Below are 18,682 nucleotides of genomic sequence, written 5' to 3' on the forward strand. Positions count from 1 at the left end.
TAAGGTTTGACCTGGTCATTTTGTTCCCTCCATAATGGACAACGTTCATCCTGGGATATAGATTGTTTTCTGTAATTATGTTTCATGATCGAACAAATTTCAACTATTTCTGTTTTCCTAATTGTAATCGCTACTTAAAGCGAGTGCAACATCTAACCTGTTGGATTTACAAGCGCTTTTTGGTTGTTTACTGTTCCATTCCGGAGCAAAATCTTGATGATTTTTGCCATATTGACACAATTCCTGTGAAGGAGGCAGCCGGACAGGAACCGGTCATAACACCGTTAACCCGCTAAACTGCTTCCCTCAAAGGAATTGTTTGTGATAAAAATATAGTCTGACCTTTGGCATGTATTTTGCTAAAAATATTTTAAATATTTTTCATCCGGTATCCCGCAGTATTGCCTGAACACTGAAAGGAGGGTCTGGCTGGAGTAACGGATTTTACAAAATATAGGTTTTGAAATTAAGGAGGTGAAGAACCTGGCCAGCAAAGGCCAGGTCCGGTATGACAAAAATATTATCTTTGGCGCCGGAGAAATGCACCGGCTGCCGCACCTGTGAATTAGCCTGCTCTTTCCAGCACAACCAGGAGTTTCGGCCTGCCGCGTCCCGGATCTCTGTTCTTACCTGGGAATCAGCCGGTGTTTCAGTGCCTATGATGTGCCTGCAGTGCGACAACGCGGCCTGTGTAAAGGTCTGCCCGGTAGGGGCTATCAGCAAATCTGTGACCGGAGCCATGGTTATCAATGAAAACCGCTGTATTAAGTGCAAGATGTGTGTGATTGCTTGTCCTTTCGGCAACACCACCTACGACGGGTCAAGCGGCAAAATAGTCAAGTGCGACTTATGTCAGGGAGATCCGGCCTGCGTGAAATTCTGCCCGTCGGGGGCGGTTACCTATAAAGAGGCCGCGGCGGCAACCGTAAGCAAGAAAAAAGCTTTCGCGGCTAAATTCAAGGATCTGGTTCAGGAGGTGAGCGAATAATGTTTGGTTGGGTAGGACAGGTTTTAAGAGTTAATCTTACCGCTGGAACTGTAAAAAAGGAAGCGCTCGATCCTGCTGAGGCACGGAATTACATCGGCGCGCGCGGTCTGGGGACCCGCCTGTGGATGAAAGAAGTCGACCCTAAGGTTGACCCGCTCAGCGATAAAAATAACCTGATCTTCATTACCGGCCCGCTGACCGGGACTCTGGGAACCAGCGGCGGCCGTTACAACGTGGTCTGCAAGGCGCCGCTGACGGGCGCGATGGCTGCTTCCAACTCAGGCGGCTACTGGGGACCGGAACTGAAATTCGCCGGTTATGACGCCCTTATATTTGAAGGCAAGGCTGAGAAGCCTGTTTATCTCTGGATTAATGATGATGAGGTGGAATTACGGAGCGCGGCAAAACTCTGGGGCAAAACGGTCAATGAAACCACCGATCTGATTAAAGAAGAAACCGATGAGGACGCCAAAGTAGCCTGTATCGGGCCGGCGGGTGAAAACCTGGTCAAGTTCGCCTGTATTCTAAATGATTATACCCGGGCCGCAGGGCGATCAGGCCTGGGCGCGGTAATGGGCGCAAAGAATTTGAAAGCTGTTGCCGTTAAAGGAAACGGCGGTATCCGGGTGGCCGATCCCGACGGGTTTATGGCTTCTGTCACCAAAGCCCGCCGGATGTTAAAGGAGCACCCGGTTACCGGCGAAGGGTTGAGAGCTTATGGAACCAATATCCTGATCAATATTCTGGACCAAACCGGCGGCCTGCCGGTGCGTAATTTCCGGGATTCCGGCACTTTCCCGAACGCCAATGCCACCGGCGGGGAAAGCCTGGCGGACAAATATCTGGTACGCAACAAGGGCTGCATGGGCTGTTCCATCGGCTGCGGGAGGATTTCAGAGGTAGCATCGGGCAAATTCAAAACTTTCGGTGAAGGACCTGAATACGAAGCTGCCTGGGCTTACGGCGCGGACTGCGGGATTGACAACCTGGAGCCGATCATCAAGGCCAACAACCTGTGCAATGAGCTGGGACTTGACTCCATTACCATGCCTACAACCATTGCCTGCGCCATGGAATTGTTCGAAAGCGGCTATATCACCAGTAAGGAAACTGGATGTTTTCTGAATTTCGGCAATATGGACGCCATTGTTGACCTGACGTATAAAACCGCGTACCGCCAGGGCTTCGGCAATCAATTAGCGGAAGGTTCATTCCGCCTGGCCAGCAAATACGGCCATCCCGAGCTGTCCATGAGCGTCAAAAAGCAGGAACTGCCCGCTTACGACCCGCGCGCCCTGCAGGGGATGGGCCTGAATTATGCCACCAGCAACCGGGGAGGCTGCCATGTGCGGGGTTATATGACTTCTCCGGAAATTCTGGGAATTCCCGAGAAGTTGGACAGCCTGGCCACGGAAGGCAAGGCGGGCTGGGTCAAGATCTTCCAGGACCTTACGGCGGCTGTGGATGCCGCGGGGATCTGTCTTTTCACCACCTTTGGCATAGGCGCTCCCGAACTGGCTGAGCAATTGGCTACAGCAACAGGTTTTGACTATACCGTGGAAGAGGTATTGCAAGCCGGCGAAAGGATCTGGAACCTGGAACGGTTGTTCAACTTAAAAAAACGGTTTCACCAAAGCAGATGATACGCTGCCGCCCCGGCTGCTTAAGGACCCGATGAAAGTGGGCCCCAATAAGGGACATGTCACCAGGCTGAGCCTAATGCTGCCGGAATATTACAAGGCGCGCGGCTGGGATGACAAGGGCGTGCCCACCAAAGAGAAACTGCAGGAACTGTCTCTGGAGGTCTAAGGCAAGTAACCTTCCGGACAGGTGCATAGTCAAGGGGGGGACATCTTCATCAGAGACATAACTCTGACGGGTGTCCCCTAATCCTTCCCGCAAGTGTTTAGCCTGCAAAATGAAAAGGAGAGTAACAGTGTTTACGTTGCTTTTAGTATTGCTGTTCATACCTTTCATCGGAGCGTTTGTTACTGCACCGTTACAACAAAGAAAGGCGGATGTCGCCGCCGTGATCATGGCAGGGGCAGTCATGCTGGCCGCAATTTCAGCCATCATTTGGGCGGGCGGCGGCCGTTTCGACTACTCTCTGGCCGGCCTGCCCTGGCTGACTGTACCTTTCCCGCTTTTCGGGATCCAGGTCGACCCCTTGAGCAGTTTAATGCTGCTTGCCATCACCGTGGTGGGGTTTCTCATTGTCCTGTATTCGGCAGGTTATATGAGTGAGCTGAACAAAGAACACCCTACCCAGGCGGAAAAAGACCGGTATTACTTTTTTACGCTGCTATTCGTGGGTGCTATGACCGGGTTGGTCTTGTCACGCAATTTTTTCCAGATATTTTTGTTCTGGGAATTGACCACCTTGTGTTCCTGGGGGCTCATTTCACATAAAAGAAGCTCCGTTGCCGTGCAGGCCGGCTTTAAAGCCATGGTCATTACCGCCGGAGCGGGGTTATTCTTTATAGCAGCCCTCTTAATCATGTACGTCAAAACTGGCTCCTTTGAGTTTAGCGCCCTGGGTCAGCTACCGCCAACTCTTCGCCTTACGGCCGTTATTTTTCTCCTGATCGGAGCCTGGGGCAAGTCAGCCCAGTTACCCTTCTCGTCCTGGCTGCCGACGGCCATGGAGGCGCCCACCCCGGCCAGCGCCTACCTGCACGCGGCGGCTATGGTGAAGGCCGGCGTATATTTAACCGCCCGGACCATTATTTCTTCCCAGGCTGTGCCGGCACAAGCCGGTTACCTTATGGGCGGCCTGGCCGTGGCAACGATGTTTTTCGGACTAATTCTATACTTTTTTCAGGATGATCTTAAGCGTCTGCTGGCCTTCTCGACCATTGCCCATCTGGGCTACATGTTCCTGGGCATGTCGCTGGGGGTTGCCGGTTCCCGGCTGGCCCTGCAGGGCGGTCTGCTGCACCTGATCAACCACGCCTTCACCAAAACTCTGCTATTCCTGGCAGTGGGAGCGATCTCCTGCGCGACCGGCACGAGAAGCATAAAGGCATTGAGCGGCCTGGGCAGGAAAATGCCTGTGACCGCGGCGGCGTTCATCATAGGCGCGCTGTCTATCAGCGGTGTGCCGCCGTTCAATATTTTCTGGAGCAAGTTTTTCATTATCGCCGGGGCGATTCAGCTTAATTCCGCCTGGGGCTGGACGGTGGGGCTGCTGGCGATAGTGGAAAGCCTGGCTGGTTTTGCCTGGTTCCTGGCGGTTGTGCACCGGGTGTTTTTTGGCCCGGCTTCGCCCGCCGCGGCTGCGGCCGCCGATCCACCGCCGGTGATGCTGATTCCGCTGCTGGTCCTGATGGTTTTAAGCCTGCTTTCTCCTGTATTCGGTCTGGCCATCATCACCAGGATCATGGGAGGTTAAGTAAATGTACCTGTTGAACTGTCTCTGGCTGGCTTTTGCTATTCTTCTGGCTGGCAGTGTTTTGTGTCTGGTGAGCAAACGGCACAAGGTAAACGGTCCTCTGGCCATGATCTCTATGGCCGCGGCGGGGCTTCTGGCGGTATTTGTTGCCGTACAGGTCTGGCTGAACGGCCCGGTTACCGCCGGCATCGACAGCCTGTCCATCGCCGGTTTTCCCGCAGTGCCCGTTTTTACCGTAGACCGTCTGAGCGCGCTCTTCCTGGGACTGATCGGCATCCTCAGCATGGCTTCGGTGTTATATACTCAGGGCTATTTACCACATTATAAAAGTGAGGACCCCCGCCGCTATTACCCTCCTTTTCTCCTGTTTGTACTGTGCATGATGGCGGTGGTAACCGTGGCAGACCTTTTCTACTTCCTGTTTTTCTGGGAATTCATGACCCTGACCTCTTACTTCCTGGTCGTCTACCAGCGGGATAACAAAAAAAACCTGGAGGCCGGCTTTCTTTACTTTTTCATGACTCATGTCACCTCAGCGGGCCTGATCCTGGTGACAATCCTGTTCAGTGGCTGGACAGGCTCCCTGTCCTTTACAGCCATACCGGAAATTTACCGGCAGCGTCCGCCGCCAACCCGGCCATGCTGAACCTGCTCATTGGCTTGCTGGTTGTCTGTTTTGCCACCAAGGCCGGCATTTACCCCCTGGGCTTCTGGTTTCCCGAGGCTCACCCGGCTGCCCCCGCCGGCGCCAGCGCCATGCTTTCGGGTGTGATGAACAAGGTGGCGGTATACGGGCTGCTGCGGCTTACCTACTGGATGCTCCCACCTTCCGGAGCAACCAACGCCTGGGGACTGGTCATCGCCACCGCAGGCGTAGTTTCAATGGTTGTGGGTAATTTAAGAACACTTTCCGAAAAAGACGCCAAACGCCTGGTAGCTCAGAGCACCATCGGCCAGATGGGCTATATCTGGCTTGGCCTTGGCATCAGTTTAATGTTTCTGGCCACCAACCCCTGGTTGAGCCTGCTGGGTATGGTCGGCGCCCTGTACCACCTGATCAACGACGCCTGTTTCAAGTCGCTGCTGTTTTTAAACGCGGGTTCAGTCGAATACACCAGCGGTCAGCGCGATCTCAATAAAGTGAGCGGCCTGATTAAGATCATTCCGCTAACCACCATGGCGGCCTTGACCGGGTCCCTGGCTATCGCCGGGGTGCCGCCTTTAAACGGCTTTATGAGCAAGTGGCTGCTTTACCAGGCAGCCGTAACCGTCGGCAAGACCTGGCAGGTCTTAATGCTGTTCGGGATTGTAGCCGTCTTTTGCAGTACTGTCAGCCTGGCCGGCTACATGAAATTCTTTGGCTCGGCTTTTCTGGGGCCGCTTCCGGCCTCACTGCAAAAGCAACACGATGTCCCGCTGTCCATGCGTTTTACTGAAGCCTGCCTGGCCCTGGGCTGCCTGCTTCTCGGCATTTTCCCGGCCTGGCCGCTGGCCCTGGCCCTGGGCGCCCTGGACGGCTCTTTCCTGGCGGCTGCCAGCGGTAACAGTTTTTTAAATATTGCCCCCTGGGGAGGCGTCAAGCTCTTCCTAACCGGCGGGACGGCAGGACAGGCGGCCCCGCTGGTCGTCCTGGCCGGATTGGCGGCGGGATGCCTGGCCGCTTACGGGATTTACCGGCTGGCTGCCGCGCCGGTCCGGCAGTCGCAGCTCTGGAACTGTGGTGAATTGGAAGCGGAAGAAGAAGTCCTGTACCGGGCAGACAGTTTTTACCTGCCGTTCAGGGAACACTTCGCAGCCCTGTACCGCAGCCTGAACTTGCCGCGGGTCAAACTGCCGTCCCGCCTGGCTGTCTGGCTGGACCTGGATAACTTCTATTTGCCGCTGGGCCGGCTTTTTGTCAGCTTCAGCCGCCGGGTCAGCCGGGTACATACCGGCGGGCCGCGATGGTACCTGTTGTGGCAGGTGCTGGGACTGGGTTTGGTACTGGCGGCGGCTTTTCTGGTAATAAGGGGGTAAACAAGGTGACACGCGAAGAATTAACCCGCAAACTAACGGAACACCTGGGCAAGGCATTACCTGCAATGTCAACAGCCGGCAACATGCTGCTGGTTAAGATCAAAGCTGAAGACCTGCCAACCCTGGCCGGTTACGTGTTCAACCAGCTGGGGGCGCGGCTGATCACCACAGTGGGAACCGACCGGACACCGCTGACTGGTAATTACGAGGTGTCTTACCTGTTTTCCTTTGACCGTGCTGACCTGTTCCTGTCGCTGAAAGTGGAAATAGACCCGGCCAATCCGGTCATTGAATCAGTTACCCCCGTCATCCCCGGAGCCGATTGGGCGGAGCGGGAGGTCCGGGATTTAATCGGTGTCGTGCCGAAAAACCATCCCGACCCGCGGCGGCTGGTCCTGGCCGATGACTGGCCGGAGGAACTTTACCCGTTAAGGAAGGATTTCCCTTATGACTACAAACCGCCCCAGGCGACCGTCGCCGGGCCCCGGATGAAGAAAGCCCCGGAGCAGGCCACGGTTATGACCGTGGGTCCGTTTTTCCCAACGCTTGAGGAACCGGCCTACTTCCGCCTGTTCGTGGAGGGAGAACGGATCGTGGGCAGCGACTACAGGGGATTTTACAGCCACCGGGGGATCGAAAAACTGGCCGACACGGTTCTTGATTACAACAAGATTACCTTCCTGGCCGAGCGAATATGCGGCATCTGTGGTTTTGTCCACTCCTGCTGCTACTGTCAGGCCGTGGAGGCCGCGGCGGAAATCGAGGTCCCGGCCCGGGCCAAATACATCCGTACCATCATGCTCGAGCTGGAACGCCTGCACAGCCACCTGCTGTGGCTGGGACTGGCCGGCCACATCATCGGCTTTGACACAGTCCTGATGCAGTCCTGGCGCATACGGGAACAGCTGATGTGGCTGACCGAGCAAATCACGGGCAACCGTAAAACGTACGGCATGAACCTGGTAGGCGGCGTACGGCGTGATATCCCAGAAAAACTGCAGCCAAAAATCAAAGAGGTGCTGGCCAAGGTCGAGAGTGAAAGCCGCCAGGTGGTTGAGGCCATTGCCGGCGACACCACCCTGTTGATGCGGCTGCAAAACGTCGGTTATCTGTCTGCCGCGGACGCCCGTTCGTTTTGCGTGGTGGGCCCCACTGCCCGGGCTTCGGGAGTTGACATAGACAGCCGCCGGGACCACCCCTACGCCGCCTACCCGGACCTGCAGTTTACAGTACCGGTGTACAACGAAGGAGACACATGGGCACGCACGCTGGTACGGCTGGATGAGCTGTTTGTTTCCATTGACCTGGTGCGGCAGGCGCTGGGCAGGCTGCCCGGCGGGCCCATCATGGCTGAAAACACCGAGGTGCCGCCGGAACGGGAAGGCCTGGCGGTGGTAGAAGCACCCCGGGGTGAGTGCTGTCATTATGTGCTTACCGGCACAGACCGGCCGGAACGGTGGCGGGTGCGCGCTTCAACCTACCCGCAGCTGCAGGCGGCGCCGTCTATGTTTGCCAACCAAACGGTGGCTGACGCACCAATCATTATAGGAAGCATTGACCCGTGCTTCTCCTGTACCGAACGCATGGAGACCGTTGATGTGGAATCAGGCAAATTGAGGGTATACACCCGGGAGGAACTTTTAAAGGCCGGCCGGGCCGGCTGCAAGGGTGGTGACAGCCGTGCTTAAGTTAATTTTTATAGCGGTAATTAACCTTGCAGTGACACTGGCACTGGCGCCTTTGCTGGACGGATTTATGCGCAGGATCAAGGCGGTGGTGCATTCAAGACAGGGTCCTCCCCTGCTCCAAACTTATTACGACCTGTTTAAACTTTTCGGCAAAGAAGACATGGAAGGCGCCGGTGGTGTCATTTTCCGGCTGGCGCCCGTCGTATGTCTTGGGTCGGTCCTGCTGGCGGCCCTATTCACGCCCATGGGCGGACCGGCCCCCCTGGGTTTTGGCGGGGACCTGTTTTTACTGGTCTATCTGCTCAGTATCCCCGGCATCGCGATCATGCTCGGGGCCATGTCGTGCGGCAGCCCGTACGCCATGCTTGGCGCCAGCCGCGAAATGATGCTTGTTTTAACGGTGGAGCCGATCCTGCTCATCACCCTTTTTACCGCCGGGATTAAGGCCGACTCCCTGGTCCTGGCTGATCTTAGCGGCTGGACGCTTACCCACGGCTGGAGTATTTCAGCTGTAATCGCCGGGCTGGCTTTGTTCCTGTCCCTGCAGTCGGAGCTGGCCAAGCTCCCCTTTGATATTGCCGAAGCGGAAACGGAAATCATGGAAGGACCGTTTGTGGAATACAGCGGCCCGAAACTGGCGCTTTTCAAGTGGGCTCTCTACGCTAAAATGGTCATTTACATCTCGCTGTTTCTTGAAGTATTTCTGCCCTGGCCCAAGACCGGCATCCTGGCGGCTGACCTGCTGTCAAACCTGGTCAAGGTTTTCATTGTAATAGGTCTCGTGGAATTAATTGAGCTGGTAAACCCGCGCCTGCGGATTGATCAGGCGCTCAACTACTTCAAGGGTGTCGCCGTCCTGGCCCTGGTTGGACTGGCCTTTGCCCTCATGGGCTTGTAAGGAGGTGGGCCGATTTGTTTATAAGTAAGTGGAAAGAGGCCCTGATCTGCCTCAAGGCAGGCCGGGTAACCCTCCCTTACCCCTTCGTCCCGCGGCCGACTGCCGAAGGTTTTCGCGGGCAGCCTGAAGTTGACGGCCGGCGGTGTATCGGCTGCGGGGAATGCGCAACAGTTTGTCCGCCCCGTTTGATTACTCTTGTTGACGATGGAGATTCCCGGGCGCTTAAGGTTGATTACAGCCGCTGCACTTACTGTGCCCGCTGCGCTGATGTCTGCCCCGAAAAAGCGATTCGCCTGGGAAATAATTATGAGCTGGCTACCAGCCAAAAGGAGGATTTAACCATGACAGTAAATTTAAAAATGGCCAATTGCTCCCTGTGCGGGAAGCCCTTTGCCCCCGAGCGGCTTTTGAGAAAAACGGGTGAAAAGCTCACTGGCGGTGAGTTTGGGCAGGAGGCCCCGGAGTGGCTGTCCTGGTGCCCCGAGTGCCGGAAGACCAAGCAGGCCAAAGCACTGGGGGGAGTGGAGGCAAAGGATCATGTTTGAACATTCCTCAGTGCTTCAGGGACTCAGCCTGGCCCTGGTGGCAACTTCGCTGACGGCACTGGAGATCAGGCAGCTGAAATACGCTGTTATGGCTTACTTTGCCCAGGCCTTGCTGCTGGCGGCGCTGTTGATTGCTTACGCCGCGCTGCTGCCCAACCATACCCTGTATTTGTGGAGCGCCACCGTACTGGTCACCAAGGCAGGCATTATTCCGCTGCTATTATGGCATTACCTGAAACGGATGCCGGCAACAGAAACGCCTAACGCACTGGGTTTCGGACTTTCGCTGCTGACCGGCGCGGCGGTGCTGGCGGGATTCTTCCGGCTGGTTGACGGGCACATGAGCTGGCTGGCGCCGTTTCCGGAAATAGCAGGCGAACCATACGGGACCAACCTTTCCGTGGCTTTTACCATTTTGGCCTTTGGCCTGTACGGCCTGCTGTCACGCCGGGACGCCCTGAAGGCTGTAATAGGAGTCTGCCTGATTGAAAACGCCGTTCACTTAAGCCTGGTCAGCCTGGCCCTAAGCCTGCCGGAAACGGCGATGATCGGGGTAGTTACAGACGTGGTCCTGTCAGTTTGGATCCTCTTGATTATTGTGGCGGGGATTCACGAAAAAGTGGGCTCGACGGATATGCGTGAAATGGCGAAACTTTGGGGCTAGGAGGCTTTGCAATGGAGAGCAATTCAGTTTTGCCCTGGTTGATCATTGGCGTGCCCGCGCTGGCCGCGGGAGCGGAGGTCCTGCTGGGGCGAAAGAGGCCGCAGTCAGCCGGCCTGGCTGCCATAGCGGGAGTGACGATCACCCTGGGGCTGGTCCTGGTTTTGGCAGGGCGGGTCGTCCAGGGAGAGAAATTAATTGCCTGGAACGGGCAGCTCTATGCTGACGGGCTGAGCGCCCTGGTCACCCTGGTGATCGGTGTGGCCGGTCTGGCGGCCACTGTCTTCAGTTACCGTTACCTGCGCAACGACGTTGCCGCAGGCAAAACCGTGGCGGAGCGTTTACCGTTTTATTTCAGCCTGGACGCCCTTTTTATCTGTACCATGCTTTGGGCGACGCTTACCAACAACCTGATCATGCTTTATGTAGTAGTGGAAGCCACCACCCTGGCCTCGGCCCTGCTGGTGACCTTTTACTGGAAGCGCGAGTCCCTGGAGGCGGGGTTTAAATACCTGCTGCTCTGTACTGTGGGAATCACCTTTGCCTTGCTTGGCTGTGTTTTGATTTACGCCGCAGCTTCGCCCCACGTGGGCGGCCACCAGGCTATGCTGATCACAGCCCTGGCGCCGGTGGTGGACAAGTTTCCCAGAGAGCTGACCATCCTGGCGCTGGCTTTCCTGGTAGTGGGATTCGGCACCAAGGCGGGTTTGGTCCCGTTTCACGCCTGGCTGCCCGATGCCTACTCCCAGGCGCCGGTATCGTTCAGCGCGCTTCTGTCGATCGGCATCAAGGTGGCGGCTTACGCCCTGGCCCGGGTGCTGACTATTTTTTACCCGGAATACAGTACCATTGGGCTGCTGGTGGTAGTGCTGGGAATGGTGACAATGCTGTCCGGCATTGTTTTCGCCTTTGCCCAGGACGACCTGAAACGGATGCTGGCTTTCAGCAGCGTCAGACAGATCGGCTACGTGATGATGGGCCTGGGGTTGGGATCGTCTCTCGGGTATTTTGGGGCCTTATATCATTTTTTAAACCACGCCCTGCTCAAGGCCATGCTCTTTCTCTGCACCGGAGCACTTGTTTACACCTCCGGAACGACTCTAATTTCTCAGCTGCGGGGGCGTAAGGAAAAGGGCGCCCTGACGGCGATCTGTTTCTTTACCGGAGCCCTGGCCATCGGCGGGATGCCCCCGCTGAACGGCTTTTGGAGCAAATTCACCATCTTTATAGCCACCGCCCAGGCCGGGCTGTGGTGGGCAACGGGAGTGGCTGTTTTCACCAGCCTGCTGACCCTGGCCTGCCTGGTCCGCGCCGGTTATCTGGTATTCCTGGAGCGGGAGGAGGCAACCGGGGAAGAAACGGCGGCAACAGCCGGGCACGGAGGGTGTACTTCATCCTCTCCCGAGCCGGCGCAGCATCACCCGGCAGCCGAACCGCCCTGGTCGATGCTGGGTATGATGCTGGCCCTGGCCGCGGCCTGTATACTCATCGGCCTGTTGCCGGGCCCGGTCAACCGGCTGATTGCGCCGGCGGTGCAGTCCATTATGTACATTGTGGCAGGAGGCTAAAGACAATGCTTAACCGTAAGTATTTTCAATCTTTGTTTGCCGGGGCTTTCAAAAAGTCTCTCTGGGTCTACCACGCCAACGCAGGGGCCTGCAACGGTTGTGATATCGAGGAAATTAACGTTTTCACTCCGTATTATGACGCCGAGCGTTTCGGCCTCAAGCTGGTAGGATCACCGCGCCACGCCGATATTCTGCTGGTTTCAGGTCCGGTCACCCGCCAGGTTGAGCCGCGCCTGCGGCGTTTGTACGAAGCCGTTCCCGACCCCAAGCTGGTGATTGCCTGCGGCTCGTGCGCCATCGGCGGCGGCATCTGGTTTGATTCCTATAACGTAACCGGCGGAGTGGACAAAGTTTTCCCGGTTGACTATTTCATACCAGGCTGCCCGCCCCGGCCGGAGGCGATTATTTACGGCGTCGCACTAGCCCTGGGGCTGGTGGATAAAAAGGTGGCGCCTTATTCTTACCGGGAGGGGGAAAGCCCTCATGCTGGCCAGCCTGAGTAAGCGGCTCAAGGGGCGGGTGTTTCTTGTAGGTATTGGCAACATCCTGCGGGGCGACGACGCCGCAGGACCGCTTTTGATTGAACGGCTGGCAGGAAAGGTGAAAGCGGACCTGCTGGACGCCAGTGAAGTTCCGGAAAGCTACATTGGACGGATTGCCGGCCGGCGTCCGGATACGATCATGCTGGTTGACGCTGCCGATATGGGGGCTGATCCTGGTGCTATAGCGATAATTGAAATAGAAAATCTAAGGGAACAAAGCTTCAGCTCGCACCAAATGGGGCTGAATCTGTTTATGCGCTGCCTGCAGACAGTAACAGGCGCGGACGTTTTTCTGCTGGGCATTCAGCCCCGGGTAACCGGCTTTGGCGCAAAATTCAGTCCTAAGGTTGCCGAAACAATTCACTGCCTGGAAGAGTTTTTCATGGAGGTTTTAGCCGGTAAAGAAGAATTGTAAACTTGACCATTAAAAAATGGTCAAGCTATAAATGCGAAAGTCAAACATGAAGTTTAGCGTTTCTGTTCGGTGCTTATCAAGTCTTTCTAACAGATTTCTTGCTTTTGTCTTTTTCGGTTTGCCTCGCTGCCCCTTGGGCTTAGGCCAGACTTCAAAAAATGGATTCTCATGATACCCGAGGGTGATGATACTGCTGTAACGTCGTTCGAAATCCATAAGCTGCTCCAGTTCCAGGCGTGTCTTGGAGGTCTCCTTTGCTTCATCCACCGCCGCCTTGATATCCAGGAGCAGGCCATGTATCTGCTGTGCCCAGGTCTGCTCCTCGTTTTCGATGACCCAAGTAAGCTCCCGCAGGTGATGGTCGTTGCAGAGGGAATGGTCGCAGTTTGTGTACTTAAAGTATACTTTCAGGCCGTCGTGCTTGGCGATTCCGGTGTAAACGGGCAAGATTCCCATCACATCCATGGCCTCCGAGCCGCGCTTTGGATGGATTCCGTAATAGGTCAGATTCAGTGTGCTGGCCGTGTGCAGCCAGTGATTCTTTCCCTCCACCCGGGAGCCAGTCTCATCACAGTGAATGACTGAAGAGTTTAAAATCTGCTGTTTGATATCCTGCTCGGTTTCGGCCAAGGCCTCGTAGCAGGCTTGATTGGCGGTAAACAGGGCGCCCTCGGAAAACGGCTGACCGAACAGGTCTGAAAAAAGCTCCCCGGTCCGGTTGTAAGGGATGAGCTGGTACTGATTGGGGTAAATGGCAAAAGCCTTGATCTCTGGGCCATACTGCACAGGCTGGGTTACTCCTTCGGGAAAGGATGCCTTGTTGCGGGCGCCGCAAATTGGGCAAGTTTTCCGCTCTGCCTGGTGTTCTGTAACAAGTAGCTTGAGAGGTAGCATGTCAAACACCTGGTGTCTTTGAAATCGCCTTCTGTCATATACAGGTAATTTGCATTTGTCGGGTCGACAGCAATTGCCCTTTGGTCGCTGGATGGCGACAGGGGAATTTCACGGACAACATTGCCAAGAGTCGTGTCGAATTCCTGGATGCTTTGCTTAATTGGCGAACTACCGCCGCTCCACAAACCGGTAATGTAGATTTTATGATTGGATTCGTTAACAGCAAAATCAGTGACACCTCTATCAATAGGCTTGGATGTTTCGATCGTAAAGCTCTTAAGATCAACTATATAAAGATTTCCGATCCCTTTATCGGCTTCGCCATGTATATAGGTCCCGAAATAAGCCTTGCTTTCATCTGAACTAACTGCCAGTCTGCGCGTGCTTGTTGCCGCCGGAAGGTTGCTGCCTTGCTGCAAGCGTAGCGTTCGTTTCACCGATTTACTGGCAACATCAAATTCAAAAAAGGTGGATTGGAATGCAGACTTAACCACAAGAATGCCTTGGGTATAAAACAGGAGAACTAAGCGTATTTGAACCCAGTTTCAATATTTACGATACCTCTAACATCTTTCTTGTATATTATCCTTATGTCTACTGTAAGGAACTTCGTCAAATAGACATTAGTCCATTTAATTAGATAAACAACAATTGGAACTAATCACTTTCCTGTCTATCATACTCCGCTCTACCCAATATTCTTACGATGGATATTGGCTACTAAGATGTATACTTTTACCTTATGTGACAAATTTCCTGCAAAACATTGAAAATATTTACATGTCAGTACTTACAATTTTTTTTGTGCATACTTGCCACTACAAGGATAAAAAAGAAACCACAGGATAGCGTAACTAACTACGCTCGCCTGTGGCACTTTGAGTATTTACCTCAAATACTTTGTCACCGACTCGCCCAGTTTGGCGATCAAAAAACCATAGCCGAAAAACCTTAAAGTTTTGCCCAGCAACAGGAAAGAAAAAACCGTAATTGCCCTCTGCTTGAGACAGCCGGAAATTATCACCAGGATACGGTAGGGGAAAACAGGAAACATCGAAGCAATGACCAGGGCCCATGGGCCGTACCTGCTGAAGACGTCCACGCCCTTTTCAATCTTTTCCTGGGAAATGTACCTGTCCATAAAAGTCTGGCTCCAGAAATACGATACGGTATAAATCAACATCAAGCCCAGCACGTTCCCCACAACACAATACATGGCATAGGACAAAAACTTTTCATGGCTGACCATTAAGATGGGGACAAATGCCACTTCCGGCCCCACCGGAAGAACAATGGCGTTGGCAAAAGAAAGGATAAATAAAAATATCCCCTGGTCGGTATTTTGCAGCCAGTTCAAAAAACCCACAAAATTCCACCCTTAATTGGGGAACTATCTTCTTTGATATGTTTAGAACCGGGACACAAGCGGTACCCGGCACCTGATATTACACTGAAGATGTATCCCCTTCCTACAATTCCTTTTTTGCCTATTCGATAATCTTATGTTAATCCCTTTTTTTAGACAAAAAAATCAGCGGGACTTCCGGTTGGTCCAACCTTGCCCGCCACTTGTTCGTTTGAAATATGATTAAAGAGTTCGACTGAAATCGAGCCTACAATAAATTTAGATCTTCCCGCAATACAGCGGCGCCCCTGAGATAAACGTGTTTTAATTCCTTTTGCGACTTTTCGGTGTTCACATGGATCAAAACCCTGATGCATTTGCCGAGGCTGCCAGGCACATTGATCTCATTGGCGCACAACAGCGGGATATACTGCCACCCCATCTCCCTGGCCGCGGTTGCCGGGAACCCGGCATCCAGGTCCGGGGTGACTGTAAAGATGGCGCTGGCTATATCTTCAGTATCCAGGCTGTTTTTAGTTGTTATAGCCTCAATTAACTCCCTGGTAGCGGCGGCGATTTCCGCCGCTTCGTTGCGGTCGACTGTGATTGCCCCGCGTATTCCTCTTAAAGATCTACCTGCCATTCTACTGTCCTCCCCGATCCACCCTAGGAGTGTACCGCCCTGTGGCCTAAACCCACAGCCACCTCGTCAAGGTGAAGCAAGCCCACCCCAAAAAATATAGCCACGCTGATATGGTCGTCCTTTCTGGCAATGCCGATTTTACCGCCGACATTAAAACCTAACGCCTTTGGCATCACCTGTGACAGCGCCTCTCTGGTGGCGCCGGCCACTGCTCCTTCGTCGGCGTGCATTTCCTTGATCACGCCCTCCCGTTTGGAAGCCACCACAGCCCGCTCAATAATCTTGTTAACCGATGAAATAAAGTCGCCGCCGTAATCAACAGCCGCTGTCTTGATGCCTTCTTTAGAAAAACGCGTCTTGTATTCCTTTTCCTGCTCCCTGCTGTCAGTAAGCGCCATTTCTATAGCCACCCTGGCAACTTTACGGCTACCGTAAAGGGTCATGCTCCAACCACCTTTGTTAAATAAAATACACTCCGCACAGGAGTGCAAAAGCTCCTATATTTAGTGCCTGGTTTCTGATAGTTAAATAAATCTGATTTATTTAGAATAATCCAGATTTATTAACTTTCTCTCCCGCCGACTAACGGGAGGCAGCGTCACAGGATTCAACTGCTGAGCTGTAAGCTTTCACTTACATTCCGGGTGGCTTATGCCGCCGTTAACCTTTCGGCTATCCGTACTACCCGGAAGGGGGTGTTACCCACCGCCTGGGTTCTTGACTGTACGGCGACGGCCTTTCACCGCGTGTACCGCGCCATACTCCCGCAAACTCTATGGCTAAGGGTTTACCCTACTATCATTTGTTTTCTGTAATGCTGCCATGAAACCAGACTTTGCGCCTCCTGTCTTGTTTGTTTTTTTGTAGCGGCCATAACCGCCTTCTTTACTGCGCTCCACTGCTTCCAGTTGGAGAGTTTTGAAAAATTTTCTTTTTCTATGATGAACTTGTTATTCAAGGGTTTCGGCACTTTTTCCCGGCTGTACCCAAGAGCCCGCCTGGCAATAACGTAACTGGCTGCTTCGTGATTTGATATGCCATATTGCTGCTGGTATTTTAAAATCCCTATGGTGGATGTAAATGGTGGTTTTACTTTAACCAGGGGCACTCCGGCCCTGGCTGCCCCGCGCTCTACTTTTTCTAAGAAGTTTGACCAGACAAAGCTGTGGCTTATTCTATTGAATTTTGCTGTCACTGACTTGTCGTCTTTGAAGGCCAAATCTTCTACGGCCAAGATGCTATTTAATTGTTTTGCCAGTTCTACCACCAAAGCCGTGGCTTCTCCGATCAGGTTATCCCGCCGGTTGCTCCTGGTGTAGGTCCACTCTCCTTGTGGCAACCACAGGCTTTCTCTGTACTGCCCCAGGTAATCTGCACGGGTTATGCCCAAACCGTCCGGGTTGGTGTCTACTCCCACTGCGCCGTTACGGGCAACGTAAGCCTGGGGTGTTTCTTCTTCAATGGTAACGTGGATGTAATAGCGCCCGTTTTCCCGGATGATTTCTACTTGATAGGCATTACCGGCCTTGAGGTAATTTAACACCATCTGCCGGTAATTGCGTCCATTGATTCGCCCTGTCTTTTGGGAGGGCTTGTGGGCCAGGTAGACGGGCACGGTGATCCGGTTATACCTGATGACTTTGTCTGTTTCTATTGGTTCGGCAGCTATGTCCAGATAAATATTGCCGTCTTTTGCGTACAGTCTGGTGTTGAGATTGCCGCCTTTGGTTTTGTCGCCCCTAGAGAGGTAGCGATTGCTCCGGGCTTCCTGCCATTGTTCGTGGCTGATATTGCCTTTGCACCGTTCAATAAATAGCTTTTTGCCGCCGAATAGCACCGGTGGAGTAGCGCTGTTTTCCATATGTTTTTGTAATTCTGCAAGGCGGCGTTGTTCTTTGTTCAGCTTTCTGGTCAGGTTTGCTTTTTTCTTTTTTGACCGTGCTTTTTTTAAGCGGCTTTTGGTAAGTTCTACTCTCTTTTTAGTATTGCTGCGGTTTAATTTGACCAGTTCTTTTTGCGATCTTATCGTCGTTTGGGCTTCGTAAACGGCGTCATTGGCCTGGCGGGAATTTAGACTGAATTTTCCTTGGACAGCCAATCTTATGTCCTGAATTTTCCACATGTCCAAGAGTCTCTTGTATGACCAGCGCACGGCAGCGCAAAAGCTGTCCATCAGGTTGTCCAGATAGGTTTTTCCCTGTTCATTAATCTGGAGGATGACGCCTTTAACTGTGGTCTTCATTGGCGAACATCTCCCCCAAAACCTGTTAAACCTGATATCCTTACCACCTGACGGGATACTAATAATTTATCCATTGACACCACCCCTTACCATTATTTTAATAAAACAAGTGTTCGTGTCAATGGTTTGTTTAAAAATGTTTTATTAATTAATGTTTAGTTTTATTTCTCTATTTTGTAGCAGTTGCTAACCTCCTGACAATATTATACCGGAGCGTCCACTTAAAAGCAAACAAACTCAAACTGTCTTTCCTACAGGAACGCCTCGCGGCAGTTCACTGGTTTCACCTGCTCAAGTTATATTTTTTCTCCAACTTCTGCCTGAATTCTTTCATTTCCTCGTACACTTTGAAAAGCAGCCTTTCAATGTCTGAGTGGTTTAAGGTGAGAAAGGCCGGGTCAAGTATTTCTATTTTTCTGAAATCATCCCTGGCAATGAAACGGACCACGTTTTCCAGGCTGTCGGCTTTAACGGTGAGCACCAGCGGGGCATAAGCCGTGTCATTGTTGGCCAGGTCATCATAAACAGTGTACACGTCGGCACTGGCGTCTATGTCCATAATCTGTATGCCCTGTATGGGCACGTTGCGGAAAACAGCTGCCTGCTGCTCCCTCGCCTCTTCGGCTAACCTGTCTGTGGGCTTGCCCCCGAACAAAAACCGCCCGGGCTTGCCCGTACCCTTAAAATCAAGACGGACTTTCAATAAAACACCGTCCCTATCACCTGTGCCGTCGGCACCCTGGCTCTTAGGCAAAAGTATCCCTCCCGCAATCATTGGGCATCTCTAAAACACATTATGTTTTGATAATTCTACCCTGCCCGTTAAACTCCTGCTCACAAACTCCA

At 53.3% G+C, this 18,682-nt stretch carries 17 protein-coding genes and 1 pseudogene; 12 read left to right on the forward strand and 6 right to left on the reverse strand.

Going from position 1 to position 18,682, the window contains the following annotated elements; all coding sequences use genetic code 11:
* Positions 1-508 precede the first annotated feature (508 nt).
* From Pmgp_RS06980 to Pmgp_RS07035, 12 genes and pseudogenes are all read left to right on the forward strand, one after another.
* Positions 509-988, forward strand: coding sequence for a 4Fe-4S dicluster domain-containing protein (locus Pmgp_RS06980; RefSeq protein ID WP_134213273.1), 480 nt, complete (start codon positions 509-511; stop codon positions 986-988).
* A pseudogene (locus Pmgp_RS06985) lies at positions 988-2,797 on the forward strand (aldehyde ferredoxin oxidoreductase family protein). Before Pmgp_RS06980 ends, Pmgp_RS06985 begins: the two are co-directional and overlap by 1 nt.
* Positions 2,798-2,924: 127 nt before the next feature.
* A complete protein-coding gene (locus Pmgp_RS06990; RefSeq protein WP_192902833.1) occupies positions 2,925-4,379 on the forward strand; it encodes a hydrogenase 4 subunit D in 1,455 nt (484 codons plus the stop codon).
* A 4-nt stretch (positions 4,380-4,383) separates the two neighbouring features.
* Positions 4,384-5,025, forward strand: a complete 642-nt coding sequence (locus tag Pmgp_RS20550; protein WP_134213276.1) for a proton-conducting transporter transmembrane domain-containing protein — start codon at positions 4,384-4,386, stop codon at positions 5,023-5,025.
* Positions 5,019-6,395 (forward strand): proton-conducting transporter transmembrane domain-containing protein, encoded by a 1,377-nt coding sequence (locus tag Pmgp_RS07000; RefSeq protein ID WP_134213277.1) that lies wholly within the window; start codon positions 5,019-5,021, stop codon positions 6,393-6,395. The genes Pmgp_RS20550 and Pmgp_RS07000 overlap by 7 nt, the downstream gene beginning before the upstream one ends.
* A gap of 5 nt (positions 6,396-6,400) precedes the next feature.
* Entirely contained in the window at positions 6,401-8,083 is a 1,683-nt protein-coding gene (locus Pmgp_RS07005; RefSeq protein WP_205077969.1) for a hydrogenase large subunit, read from the forward strand.
* Complete coding sequence (locus Pmgp_RS07010) at positions 8,076-8,981, forward strand: respiratory chain complex I subunit 1 family protein (RefSeq protein WP_192902834.1); 906 nt, start codon at positions 8,076-8,078, stop codon at positions 8,979-8,981. Before Pmgp_RS07005 ends, Pmgp_RS07010 begins: the two co-directional genes overlap by 8 nt.
* 14 nt (positions 8,982-8,995) lie before the next feature.
* Positions 8,996-9,526 (forward strand): 4Fe-4S dicluster domain-containing protein, encoded by a 531-nt coding sequence (locus Pmgp_RS07015; protein WP_134213279.1) that lies wholly within the window; start codon positions 8,996-8,998, stop codon positions 9,524-9,526.
* Entirely contained in the window at positions 9,519-10,190 is a 672-nt protein-coding gene (locus Pmgp_RS07020) for an NADH-quinone oxidoreductase subunit K (protein WP_134213280.1), read from the forward strand. The genes Pmgp_RS07015 and Pmgp_RS07020 overlap by 8 nt, the downstream gene beginning before the upstream one ends.
* Before the next feature lie 11 nt (positions 10,191-10,201).
* Positions 10,202-11,755, forward strand: a complete 1,554-nt coding sequence (locus Pmgp_RS07025; RefSeq protein WP_134213281.1) for a complex I subunit 5 family protein — start codon at positions 10,202-10,204, stop codon at positions 11,753-11,755.
* Between the two features lie 5 nt (positions 11,756-11,760).
* The gene (locus tag Pmgp_RS07030; protein WP_134213282.1) at positions 11,761-12,258 is read left to right on the forward strand and encodes an NADH-quinone oxidoreductase subunit B family protein; all 498 of its coding nucleotides are present in this window, start codon (positions 11,761-11,763) and stop codon (positions 12,256-12,258) included.
* Positions 12,239-12,712, forward strand: a complete 474-nt coding sequence (locus tag Pmgp_RS07035; RefSeq protein WP_134213284.1) for a hydrogenase 3 maturation endopeptidase HyCI — start codon at positions 12,239-12,241, stop codon at positions 12,710-12,712. Before Pmgp_RS07030 ends, Pmgp_RS07035 begins: the two co-directional genes overlap by 20 nt.
* Before the next feature lie 9 nt (positions 12,713-12,721).
* Here the strand turns inward: Pmgp_RS07035 and tnpC are convergent, their stop codons facing one another.
* The 6 genes from tnpC to Pmgp_RS07065 all read right to left on the reverse strand — a co-directional run bounded on the left by tnpC (position 12,722) and on the right by Pmgp_RS07065 (position 18,590).
* A complete protein-coding gene (gene tnpC, locus Pmgp_RS07040) occupies positions 12,722-13,699 on the reverse strand; it encodes an IS66 family transposase (RefSeq protein WP_134213285.1) in 978 nt (325 codons plus the stop codon).
* 793 nt (positions 13,700-14,492) lie between these two features.
* On the reverse strand, positions 14,493-14,972 hold the full coding sequence (locus Pmgp_RS07045) for a YqaA family protein (RefSeq protein ID WP_134213287.1): 480 nt from the start codon (positions 14,970-14,972) through the stop codon (positions 14,493-14,495).
* Between the two features lie 247 nt (positions 14,973-15,219).
* On the reverse strand, positions 15,220-15,594 hold the full coding sequence (gene aroH / locus Pmgp_RS07050; protein ID WP_134213289.1) for a chorismate mutase: 375 nt from the start codon (positions 15,592-15,594) through the stop codon (positions 15,220-15,222).
* Positions 15,595-15,617: 23 nt separating this feature from the next.
* Positions 15,618-16,037 carry a HutP family protein gene (locus Pmgp_RS07055; protein WP_134213290.1) on the reverse strand — a complete coding sequence of 140 codons (420 nt, stop codon included), beginning with the start codon at positions 16,035-16,037 and terminating at the stop codon, positions 15,618-15,620.
* Positions 16,038-16,381: 344 nt separating this feature from the next.
* Positions 16,382-17,836, reverse strand: a complete 1,455-nt coding sequence (locus Pmgp_RS07060) for an IS200/IS605 family accessory protein TnpB-related protein (protein ID WP_134213291.1) — start codon at positions 17,834-17,836, stop codon at positions 16,382-16,384.
* Positions 17,837-18,119: 283 nt separating this feature from the next.
* Entirely contained in the window at positions 18,120-18,590 is a 471-nt protein-coding gene (locus tag Pmgp_RS07065; protein WP_192902835.1) for a hypothetical protein, read from the reverse strand.
* Positions 18,591-18,682 lie beyond the last annotated feature (92 nt).

This window comes from Pelotomaculum propionicicum (assembly GCF_004369225.1).
GTDB classification, from domain to species: domain Bacteria; phylum Bacillota; class Desulfotomaculia; order Desulfotomaculales; family Pelotomaculaceae; genus Pelotomaculum_B; species Pelotomaculum_B propionicicum.